Source organism: Nitrosomonas sp. (assembly GCF_019752415.1).
Classification (GTDB): Bacteria; Pseudomonadota; Gammaproteobacteria; order Burkholderiales; family Nitrosomonadaceae; genus Nitrosomonas.
In genome coordinates this window covers 1-10,653 of record NZ_JAIEME010000100.1, presented here as the reverse complement: position 1 = coordinate 10,653, position 10,653 = coordinate 1, and the positions used below count along the sequence as shown (strand labels likewise).

General features: G+C 45.9%; 9 protein-coding genes and 3 pseudogenes. 8 read left to right on the top strand and 4 right to left on the bottom strand.

All coding sequences use genetic code 11. From position 1 onward, the window contains the following. Positions 1-685, top strand: a 685-nt coding sequence (locus K2P83_RS13560; RefSeq protein WP_292930049.1) for a hypothetical protein, incomplete at its 5' end; no start/stop codon positions are given. Positions 686-836: 151 nt separating this feature from the next. Then, positions 837-2,375, top strand: coding sequence for a murein biosynthesis integral membrane protein MurJ (gene murJ / locus K2P83_RS13555; RefSeq protein ID WP_292930047.1), 1,539 nt, complete (start codon positions 837-839; stop codon positions 2,373-2,375). Positions 2,376-2,478: 103 nt separating this feature from the next. Here the strand turns inward: murJ and K2P83_RS13550 are convergent. The 3 genes and pseudogenes from K2P83_RS13550 to K2P83_RS13540 form a co-directional block, all read right to left on the bottom strand. Further along, positions 2,479-3,710: pseudogene (locus tag K2P83_RS13550) on the bottom strand (alginate export family protein). A 659-nt stretch (positions 3,711-4,369) separates the two neighbouring features. Next, complete coding sequence (locus K2P83_RS13545; RefSeq protein WP_292930045.1) at positions 4,370-4,834, bottom strand: RidA family protein; 465 nt, start codon at positions 4,832-4,834, stop codon at positions 4,370-4,372. Continuing rightward, positions 4,828-5,553, bottom strand: coding sequence for an SDR family oxidoreductase (locus K2P83_RS13540; protein ID WP_292930043.1), 726 nt, complete (start codon positions 5,551-5,553; stop codon positions 4,828-4,830). Before K2P83_RS13540 ends, K2P83_RS13545 begins: the two co-directional genes overlap by 7 nt. A gap of 170 nt (positions 5,554-5,723) precedes the next feature. On the opposite strand from K2P83_RS13540, the gene K2P83_RS13535 reads away from it, so the two are divergent. Then, positions 5,724-6,650 (top strand): LysR family transcriptional regulator, encoded by a 927-nt coding sequence (locus K2P83_RS13535; RefSeq protein WP_292930041.1) that lies wholly within the window; start codon positions 5,724-5,726, stop codon positions 6,648-6,650. 78 nt (positions 6,651-6,728) lie between these two features. On the opposite strand, the pseudogene K2P83_RS13530 reads toward K2P83_RS13535, so the two are convergent. Continuing rightward, positions 6,729-6,884, bottom strand: a pseudogene (locus tag K2P83_RS13530) (transposase); the annotation flags it as partial. On the opposite strand from K2P83_RS13530, the gene K2P83_RS13525 reads away from it, so the two are divergent. The 5 genes and pseudogenes from K2P83_RS13525 to K2P83_RS13505 all read left to right on the top strand — a co-directional run. Further along, the gene (locus K2P83_RS13525; RefSeq protein WP_292930053.1) at positions 6,883-7,293 is read left to right on the top strand and encodes a hypothetical protein; all 411 of its coding nucleotides are present in this window, start codon (positions 6,883-6,885) and stop codon (positions 7,291-7,293) included. The pseudogene K2P83_RS13530 and the gene K2P83_RS13525 overlap by 2 nt on opposite strands. A gap of 149 nt (positions 7,294-7,442) precedes the next feature. After that, a complete protein-coding gene (locus K2P83_RS13520; protein WP_292930039.1) occupies positions 7,443-8,885 on the top strand; it encodes a HAMP domain-containing sensor histidine kinase in 1,443 nt (480 codons plus the stop codon). Next, positions 8,870-9,775, top strand: a pseudogene (locus K2P83_RS13515) (sigma-54 dependent transcriptional regulator); the annotation flags it as partial. The gene K2P83_RS13520 and the pseudogene K2P83_RS13515, both read left to right, overlap by 16 nt. A gap of 12 nt (positions 9,776-9,787) precedes the next feature. After that, positions 9,788-10,207, top strand: coding sequence for a helix-turn-helix domain-containing protein (locus K2P83_RS13510; RefSeq protein ID WP_292930051.1), 420 nt, complete (start codon positions 9,788-9,790; stop codon positions 10,205-10,207). A 152-nt stretch (positions 10,208-10,359) separates the two neighbouring features. After that, positions 10,360-10,653 (top strand): hypothetical protein (locus K2P83_RS13505; RefSeq protein WP_292930037.1); only part of this gene is annotated, 294 nt, incomplete at its 3' end.

Genomic DNA, 10,653 nt, shown 5'->3' with positions numbered 1-10,653 from the left:
CAATGCCGCAATCTTTGTCTTTGGTGTATTGGTTGCACTGCTGACGAAATTCATCGTGATTGCACTGATCGTTGCAATCTGCGCCGCGTTGCTGATTTACGAGCAAATCAGACAAAACAAACACGCGTTTTCCATCGCGGATTTAAGAAAAATACTGACGGTGCACGATACTTGCGGGAAAAAAGCGACATTGACGCAAACACAAATGACCACCGCATGTCATGTTGATAATTCAGAATACTGGTTTAAAAATATCCGCTCGATCGGCAGCATCAGCAATTTCCGCATCAATAACACCGAGCCCGCTGAACTACGAAAAGAAAACGACAGCTATCAAGTCTGCATGAAATTCCCGCCGGAATTAAAAATCATCAACGGCTCCGATTTAACCCTGACGTATCAATGCGAAGGCGCTTTCACGCAGAACGAAGGCATACTTTCCCATGTCGTCGATGATGACACGAAACGATTACGCCTGATCGTTGAATTACCCGAAGGACGCGCTATTTCAACCGCCCGTTTTTTCAGCATCCATGACGGCAAAGAAGAAGCGCTGCTACCACCCGTAATCACCGGGCAAACCATTGAAGCGGATATCAAAAACCCGAAACGGGGAGTGGAATACTGTCTGCAATGGAGCTGGGAAGAAGAAGGCTTGATCAAAAAAGTAAGCTGTCTTTTCTAAGCGGCCATCAAACCGTCATCCAGCCCGTTTACAATAACAGGCTTGAATCAGCAGAACGATTATTTGAATTTTCAGCCGGGCAGACCGGATTTTTCAATCCAGTCTGCCCAGCTTCTCACCACCGCCTTGATCGCTCAAACATCGCAAACCATTGAATCTTCTTAAAGCACTCGCTGCGGTCAGCAGCATGACTTTCATATCGCGCATACTCGGCTTTGTACGCGATATCATCATCGCGCGGATTTTTGGCGCGGGCATGGAAACGGATGCTTTCTTTGTCGCATTCCGCATTCCGAATCTGTTGCGGCGGATATTCGGAGAAGGAGCCTTTTCACAAGCATTCGTTCCCATTCTCGCCGAGTACAAAAACAATCGCACGCCAGAAGAAACGCACGATTTCATCGATCACATCACGATGATCCTGAGCATCACGCTGTTCGTCGTCACTGTTATCGGTATTATCGCTGCGCCGCTGATTATCTATGTCAGCGCACCGGGATTCTCCGCCGACCAGGACAAATTCAATTTGACTGTGACGTTGCTGCAAATCACATTTCCCTACATATTATTTATTGCGTTGGTCGCTTTGGCCGGGAGCATACTCAACACATTCGGTAAATTTAACATTCCCGCGCTGACCCCCGCACTATTGAATCTATCCTTTATTGCTTGCGCGCTATGGCTCACCCCTTTGATTGATCCGCCCATTCTGGCACTGGCTTGGGCAGTTTTTATCGGCGGCATATTGCAACTGGCTTTCCAGATTCCTTTCCTCTTACGGCTTAAATTAATGCCACGGATCCGTTTTAGAAATCCGGACACCGGCGCTTGGCGCGTGCTCAAATTGATGGGGCCCGCTATTTTCGGTGTATCAGTGAGTCAAATCAGTCTGCTGATCAACACTATTTTTGCTTCATTGCTGGTTACTGGAAGCGTATCGTGGCTTTATTATGCCGATCGACTCATGGAATTTCCCGCAGGGCTGCTGGGCGTCGCGCTCGGCACTATCCTACTGCCATCGCTGGCACGGCATTACACCAGCAACAGCCGCGAAGAATATTCCCGCCTGTTGGATTGGGGATTACGCATGACCATCTTGCTGACTTTACCGGCAGCGCTTGCTTTCGCATTGCTGGCCACTCCCTTAATCACAACGCTCTTTCATCATGGCGCATTCACGGATCATGATGTATGGATGACACGCGAAGCTCTGATCGCCTACAGCGTAGGACTGCTCGGATTAATTCTAGTGAAAGTGCTCGCCCCGGCATTTTATGCGCGCCAGAACATCAAAACTCCGGTAAAAATCGCCATCATCACGTTAACTGCAACACAACTAATGAACCTCGCCTTCATCAGCTCACTCCAGCATGCCGGATTGGCGCTGGCCATCGGCTTGGGGGCATGCCTCAACGCCGGATTGCTGTATTACCAATTGCGCAAACAGGAAATCTACCAGCCACAGCCCGGCTGGCTCATCTTCTGTGTGAAAATATTGCTGGCATTAGCGGCAATGGGCGTTGTGCTATGGTTTGCAGCGGGAAGCGATGCCTCGTGGCTGACCGATTCGACATTATCACGCGCCGGACGTTTAAGCTGGGTGGTCGCAGCAGGCGCATTCAGCTATTTTGCCGCGCTCTGGCTGCTGGGATTCCGCCTGAAAGATTTCACCAAACAGCAGGCGTTTTAATCAATTTCGTATCGGTTTTCTTCATGCAGAATCTTCAGAATAAATTTCATTTTGACCAAAATAAATAGCTACACAGCTGCTCGGAAGCAGTCCCAGAAAATTATCAAAAACGGATATTGTACTGAACATAGAAAAGATCAGCCGAAACTCCTGGCCGTTGTTTCTGTAGAAAATTACCGCTAAACAGTTTTGAATAACCAACCAACACATCTTGATGACGGTTTACATGGAAATTCGCACGGAAATCGATTTGATCTCCGACATGACTGCCGGACTGGCCTGCTGGATCTCTCACTGAAGCTAAGCCAGAAGCGTTATATAAATAATCGGTATTATTCGCCAGATAGAATCTATGATACTGGGAGCTAAACGTAAACCATGGCATTGGATACAAGGTAAGTTGTGCATTGATATCATGTATGTTTTGACGTCCTACACTACCCAGGAAACCCATGTAGTAGAGCACAAACGGAAAAACTCATTAAATGTATTGCTTCTGCCATCATTGGATTTACTGTCACCGGAGGCAAAATCATAATGCACCCAAGCTTGGGGATTCATCGGCAAGGGTAAACGATAGCCCACGCCGCTCGCTACTGCAAAGGCGGAAATATCCAGATTGGACCGTTGGCCGAACTGGTACATACCTTCCAGCTCATACAAGAAATTGTCGATATTTCCAACAAACCGGCCACCCAAGGTATGGAAGTTTGAGTTTCCTTGCAAAATGTTTCCCGCTAACACATTGGCTGAGCTGAGGTTATGGCTGTTATTTAGGCTGAGGAAATAGAGATCAATTAAATGACCGGGTTTCGACTTGTTGGTAGCCCATAGGCCATAAAAATTCTGTTGCGTATCCCAGCTATCAACATTCCCTTTTTCAATAATCATCGGGCGCATCCAGAATGCATCAATGTCCCATGTCGGAGTGCGCCAGAAGGCTTTGACACCCTGGAAAGTTCTGCGTGTATTCGCCCAATCCAAAGTGGAAATCAATCTTTGTGAACCGTACATTAATTCTTGGCGGCCGACACGAACATAAACGGGACCATTATTAACACTGGCAACCTTTATATCGGTAAACAGATTGAGTATATCGGCATGATTTCTATCCGTTATGAGCGGAGGCAATTCAGAGCCGAAAGCACGCGCATCAATACCTTCCACAAACAAACGTACTTTATCTCTATACCATAAGTCCGCATGGACTCGTGTACGCAACATATGAAAGTCGTTATTAGTACCGGCTGCATTTAAACGGCTATCTGCTTCATGTGTGTAGCGATACCAGAAATTACCACCGAAGGAGAGCAACCAGCCGTCACCGAGATGCATTCTCTTGATTGGGTCAAAAATATCTTTTTCATGCCCTGCGGTATCCAGGTAACGAAAATCAATGTCGTATGCTGGGGTAGTCAGTAATGCAGATGGCGCATACGGTGCAACCGGTGGTTTTGCACGCTTATTTCTGGTCATCAAATCCCACAATGAATAATAACCTGGCCCGGTTGGTGGCAACATAAATAAGCCGGGGCGCGATGGCGCGGTGACTGGCGGAACTTTTGACATGTTGACAGTACCACTCGGTGCGCTGACACCAGCTGTAGCCGCAGCAGCGGTTGTTGCCGGTGGATTTGTATTTGCCTGCGCCTGAAAAGCCAGGCACATTATTCCTATGCAGCATAAACAGATTTTCAGGAGCAATTCACGCACTCTTGTTGGCAGGATTCTTCTTGACCACGTAGCTGTCGCCGATGAAGGTATCAAATAGCATAATTTTTTCATTAATTTCCTTCTATTTTAGATGCTTATGCCAGTGATAGATCCATGCAGTTGTGTCAGCAGCGGTTTACTGTCATGGCAATTATCCGCAGTGGTTTCAACGGCCGGTACTAAAGAATTTCTTTTGCTTAAGCCAGCTATGCTGTAAAGAGCATGCGGCTATAAGCAAAAGTATTTATCAAGAAATTGTCATTAGATATACGGTCTTTCGTTTACAGAGTAACTTCAAAAGTTACTTCGATTTCGACAGGCGTGTTAAGCGGCAAACTCATAACACCAACCACTGAACGAACGGATAGCCTGTCCGCACCGAAGACGTCACGAAAAAGCTCAGAGGCTCCGTCTGCCACGTTCGGGTGATCGATAAAATCATTCGAGACCGCCAAAAAGAAGCTGGTGCGGACGATACGCTTTATTTTATCGAGTGATCCTAAATGCTTACGAGCAACGGCGAGCGCGTTTAGTGCTGCCATACGCGCAGCTTCTCGTCCTTCTTTTGCATTCAGTTCCTTGCCGAGCTTTCCGATAAACTGCGGCTCGCGCCCTTTTAGCGGAAGCATGCCGGTGAGGAAGAGCAGATTGCCGGCCTGCACCGTCATTTCGTAAGCTCCGAGCGGCATCGGCATCGACGGCAGCATGATGCTAAGAGTCTTAAGTTTGAGTTCTGCGCTTACCATTTGCCGACATGTGCGCCGTTATCCACGTGCAGCACCTCCCCAGTAATAGCTTGCGCTTCCGTCAGATAAATGACTGCATCGACGATTTCTTTCGTGTCCGAAATGCGTCCCATGGGAGAAAGTGACTTAAGAAACTCCTTCGGGTTATCCTTGTGCAGTGGCGTATCGACAATACCGGCAGCAACAGTGTTGAAACGGATGCCCTCCTTTGCATATTCACTGGCAAGGTTTAGTGAACTTGCCGTTATGCCACCCTTAGTAATCATTGGAACCGAAGCGCTTAAACCAGCAATCGGATGTGTTACCAGCGAACTCGAAATACTAACGACGCTACCTCCAGATTTCTGTCTCAGCATCTGTTTGACAGCAAGCTGCGTGATATAGAGGAAGCCTTCCACATTAGTCGAAATCAGAGAGCTGAAATCCTCTGCTGTGTAATCGGTAAAAGGTTTCGATAAAAAGATACCGGCGTTGTTGACCAGCGCATCAATGGAGTCAAACCGGGCAACTGCAGTTTCGGCAACTTTCTCCGCTGTAGCGGCCTGTCCGATATCGCCATCGATTAACGCTAAATTGTCAGACTGCACAAGTTCTTTGGATTTGGTTACGTTGCGTGAAGTCGCAACGACATTGTAACCGCGCTCAAGGAAGGCGTTGACGACGCCCGCACCGATACCTTGTGAACCACCGGTGACAATAATAGTTTTTTGCTTAGACATAGGATTCTCCTTTTGAATTGATTTGACGCGAGAAGATTGTGCATCAAACAAAATTATTTGATTAGATGGAAACTTGTAGAATCGCTTTTCCATTTATGCAAAAATTGAACTTGCGATTTCCCGTGGTCTTGCTGCGGGAATAGGTGCAGTGCGCGCGGAGCAAATTTATTATGGTAGATTTGAACGATATCGCAATATTTGTAAAAGTGGCGCAGTTCAAAAGTTTCAGCCGCGCCGCTCAGGCTATGAGCATGCCTGTTTCAACGGTGAGCCGTGCTGTTTCCAACCTTGAAGTACAGCTTGGCGTAACCCTGCTGCATAGAACGACACGTAAGTTGAGCCTCACCCTTCAGGGCAACAATTATTACAATCAATGCAACAAAACATTAAGCGACCTATTTGATGCCGAAAGTATCCTGACGCAGATCCAGAAAAACCCAGAAGGCACGCTCAAAATCTCCGCGCCGCGAATTATGAGGCAGGAACCATTTTATAAGTTTCTTTCAGACTTCCAGAGAAATTATCCTAGTATCAAAATTGATCTTTTCATTACCAATTCCTATCTTGATTTGATAGCGGAAAACATCGATGTCAGTATCCGTTTTGGAGGATTGAAGGATTCAACGCTCATTACCAAGCGTATCGGTACGAGTATCCGTTATATCGTCGCAGCACCAGATTATTTAAAAGGGCAATCGCTTCCTTCTAACCCACAGGATTTAATGCAGCATCAATGCGTCATCCTTGGCGGGAGAAATAATGAGACGGAATGGGAGTTGGTAAATGGGCGCAAAACAGCGAAGGTGCAGGTAACTGGCTCTATGGCCAGCCGCGATTTTCAGTCAGTTAGCGACTTTACTTATCGGGGGCATGGGATTGGCTTGTTACCGATCACCTATTGTGATGAGCAAATCAGAAACGGAACACTTATTCGCATTTTGCCAGAATGGGCTTCTCCTGAAATTGTGGTCCATGCTGTCTATCCGACAAGGAAATTCCTGCCTTCACGACTTCATGTCTTTCTTGAAGCTTTAAAGGTATGGGAAAGTCCATTTTGGCTATTTCTTGCCCATTCCCAAAAAAACAGGAAAGCTTGATACTTTAAGAAATTGAATAGCATTAACACATTGTTTATAAGACAAATAACCCCGCCACAAGCAGCGGGGTATTTTTGCTCAGAACAACGCAAGCTGATAATCCAAGTGCAGTTTCTGATCTGTCTTATCTTGATTTTGTACATAATTATCAATCACCTGCTCATCTCCATGCTTGCCAACTGTACTTGCAAAATAACCATCAGTCTAAAACTCTCCACCCCGAAGCTTCTTCTTGCCGGACGTCGCGCTCGACACCATTCTAATAGGCGTGGTTTTATGGTTTGCGGCAGGAAGCGATGCCTCGTGGCTGGCCGATTCGACATTATCACGCGCCGGACGTTTAAGCTGGGTGGTCGCAGCAGGCGCATTCAGCTATTTTGCCGCGCTCTGGCTGCTGGGATTCCGCCTAAAAGACTTTATGCAGCGGCAGGCATGTAATTCACTCAGCCAGCTGGTTCATCAGTCAATTACAGACCAACAATATCTAGAAATACCCTGCATAAACATCTTATACAAATTTTATCAAGCGATTTTCAGCAAGAAATTGTGCAACAACATACAGCCATTGCAAAAAAACCTGGACAGTCAGATCGATTATTACAATAATGAAAAATGCAAGAACTCATCAAGGTCATGCTTGTAAATGAATACTCCTATGGAGACTTCGCTCAATGGGAAAGAAATTGGCAACAACAAGGACCTGAATCAATTTTGATCAAGTAGATACTTATGTGAGATTGAAATTGAGCTGATTATCTTTCTTTTGAAATATTCCTAAAAACTGGGATACTGATGCATAATTATCGCTTTCCCACCCTTAGAGCCAGCATTAACACTCTAGTATTTCTGATTATTACTGCCAGCATAATCATCGGCTTCATCGCACACCAACTCTATGGCCATGGGTTACAAGCCCAGACTGTAAAAACTACTGATGTAGTTGAAAAAATCTGCCAAGAGACTCAATCTCAATATCATCGATCCGTCCCAGACAAAGAATTAAAAATTGATTTGGCAAGCACTATCTTGGAGTTGCTATTGTCATTGGCGTCCGGCGTAGAGGGAGGCATCTGGAGCGAGCAGGGCGGATTTGTCGCTTACGCTTTTCCGACTTACGAGGGCGGTCATAAAAAAGACACACCGCAAGCCGAACAGGCTCATATCACTCAATTTTCTCAAGAAGCGTTGAGCCTCAAACAAAAAGTTTCCTATCAAAGAATAGGTGAGCGAGATCTGCTCATTTTTTCCGCTTGCCCTCTTACTGATCACGAATCAGTCTGGGTCATGACACGCCTTGATGTACGAGCCACTTATGTTGCAGAACGTTATGCAATGGCGCTAGGGGTATTTGCATTGGTGATTTTTATCATCGGTATATGGCATATTTTCATGCTGCTCCGCTGGTCTCGCCTCCTTGATTCCATGGCCACCAGCATCGCAAAATCTCTTCCCAGCGGCGGGCAAATCATCGCAAGCAGCGGTTACCGTGACCTGGATCAGATTGTAAATGCATTCAATACATTCAACACACAAATCAAATCAGCTTTGGAACATTCCATGAACCTCGAGCGCAAACTGCAACACGCGGAACGCAGCGCTCTTATAGGGCGCATGGTAGCAGGCTTAGCGCATGAAATACGTAATCCCTTGGGAGCAATACGTCTGAAAGCGGAGAATGCATTGGCGGGAGACATTGAGCGCCGCACCATTGCTCTGACCTTTATTTTGAAACAGATAACCAGATTAGAGGAATTATTAGCACGCCTGCTTTCATTAGTACGATCCATAAAACCAGAAATACAGAAAATTGATATTTCTGTATGGTTGAATGAAGTAATCGGCCTACATCTCGAGAAAGCGCATAGTTCCGGCAAAGCGTTGAAATTTCAGTCGATGACGGAATACTGGTACTTCGATCCGACTTTGATGACAGAAGTCTTGGATAATCTGATTCAGAACGCACTTCAGCATACCCGGCACGGCGATTCGGTGCAGATTTTATGCACACGGAAAAGCAATATCCTAAGCATCCAAATAACTGACACCGGCTCAGGAATTCCCATGGAGCTTCGCCATCACTTATTTGAGCCTTTTGTAAGCGCACGTCATGGCGGCATTGGCCTTGGATTGGCACATGCTCACGATATTGTCAGCGCACATGGAGGTACATTACGCTTACTTGATCAGGCAACAAGCACTACCTTTGAAATAGAGCTGCCATGGCAAGAATCTTAATTGTCGAAGACGATAACGATTTTCGCGAAGGTTTGGCAGAGACCATAACCGACATGAATCATGTACCGTTTGAAGCTAACTCATGTTTTTCCGGTCTGGATGCCTTGCAGCAACATAATCCCGATCTGATCATTCTGGATCATCGACTCGGTGATGCCGATGGTCTCGAGTTTCTTCGCCACATGAACAAGCGGGTATATCCAGTTCCTCCTGTTATCATCTTAACTGCTTTTGCAACCGCCGCAGATACGGTTGAAGCCATCAAACTAGGCGCATTCGATCATCTTCTGAAACCATTAAGCCGTAACGATCTCATTAGCACCATTGAACGCGCACTACAATCCGGTAAACACGAAGAAATTGTAAAATCATCCTCCATCATTTTGGACTCCAACGATGTGATTGGAAATTCCGCGGAGATGCGAAAAGTGCTGAAGCTCATTGGGTTAGCAGCGGTCAGCAATGTAACTGTTTTATTTCTTGGCGAAACGGGTAGTGGTAAGGATGTGCTTGCCCACTTATTGCATAAAGCAAGCCATCCAGCCAATGCGCCTTTTGTTGCCGTCAATTGCGCCGCCATTCCGGCGGAATTACTGGAAAGTGAGTTATTCGGCCATGTTAAAGGCGCTTTTACAGGAGCAATTAGCAATCGCATCGGCCGTTTCGGGCAAGCTCAAGGCGGAACACTGTTTTTGGATGAGATAGGCGATATGCCTTTGGCAATGCAGGCCAAATTACTGCGAGTAATTGAGAGTAAGCGTTTTACACCCGTTGGCTCAACTTAGGAAGATGTCGTAGATGTGCGACTGGTTGCTGCGACTCACCATGATCTGGCAGAGCAGGTCAACCGCAACCATTTCCGCGAAGATCTTTATCATCGTCTGCATGTTTTTCCTATACAAGTGCCTGCGCTACGTGACCGGCCAGAGGATATTCCTGCATTAGCTACTCATTTCTTGAATTATTTTTCAAATCACACCAAGAAATTATCCAGCGCCGCTTTGAGCTTACTCAGCTCGCATAGCTGGACCGGGAATGTACGCGAATTACGCAATGTAATTGAACACGCATGCGTTACTGTACGTGGTACTACAATTGAAGAAAACGATATCAGAAACCAGCTTCATCCGTCGCCTAAAATCGAGATCTCCACTGACGAACTATTGCAATTACCACTCTCTGAAGCGGTTTCAGCACTTGAGCGCATGATGATTCAACGGGCCTTGCGAGCAAGTCAGAATAACCGCGCTGAAGCTGCGCGCCAATTAGGTATACATCGGCAATTATTGTATGCAAAACTAAAAGAATACGATATCGATTAGTGTCTGAGAAACGGACATTCTTATGTCTGCTATACCGACACAGCTCAAACACAAAAACAATTAACCAATTGTAATTAAATAGTATTTAACTGTCATATTCGTTGCTCATCGTGGAAAAGGAACCCCCTTTAATCATATGAGCGGAAAATGCCATGAAAATCGATCCCCCTAATAACTTCTCGCTTCGAGCGAAGCGGTTATTGGCATTTGCGTACACCGCAAATGCCAGTAAAAATGCTCTTCCTTGGCCGTCAGTAATAAGTTTAAAACAAAGACTACTTGCAAAAGGCGCTGATATAAGAGCGCTTTCATTTGCATTATTCTTTGTTTTCATTGAATGCGCGGTTGCAGAAACGCATCAATATTACGAATTCAGATCACAGATATCTATCACGAAACTAGACATTATTGATCGATGGGATTTAAATCTTTTCACCTCTGAAAAT

What these genes read in the sequence shown, in the direction of transcription:
- K2P83_RS13535 (WP_292930041.1), top strand. Translation starts at nt 5,724, where the DNA reads ATGGTAGATTTGAACGATATCGCAATATTTGTAAAAGTGGCGCAGTTC.
- K2P83_RS13520 (WP_292930039.1), top strand. Translation starts at nt 7,443, where the DNA reads ATGCATAATTATCGCTTTCCCACCCTTAGAGCCAGCATTAACACTCTA.
- K2P83_RS13545 (WP_292930045.1), bottom strand. Translation starts at nt 4,834, where the DNA reads ATGGTAAGCGCAGAACTCAAACTTAAGACTCTTAGCATCATGCTGCCG.
- K2P83_RS13540 (WP_292930043.1), bottom strand. Translation starts at nt 5,553, where the DNA reads ATGTCTAAGCAAAAAACTATTATTGTCACCGGTGGTTCACAAGGTATC.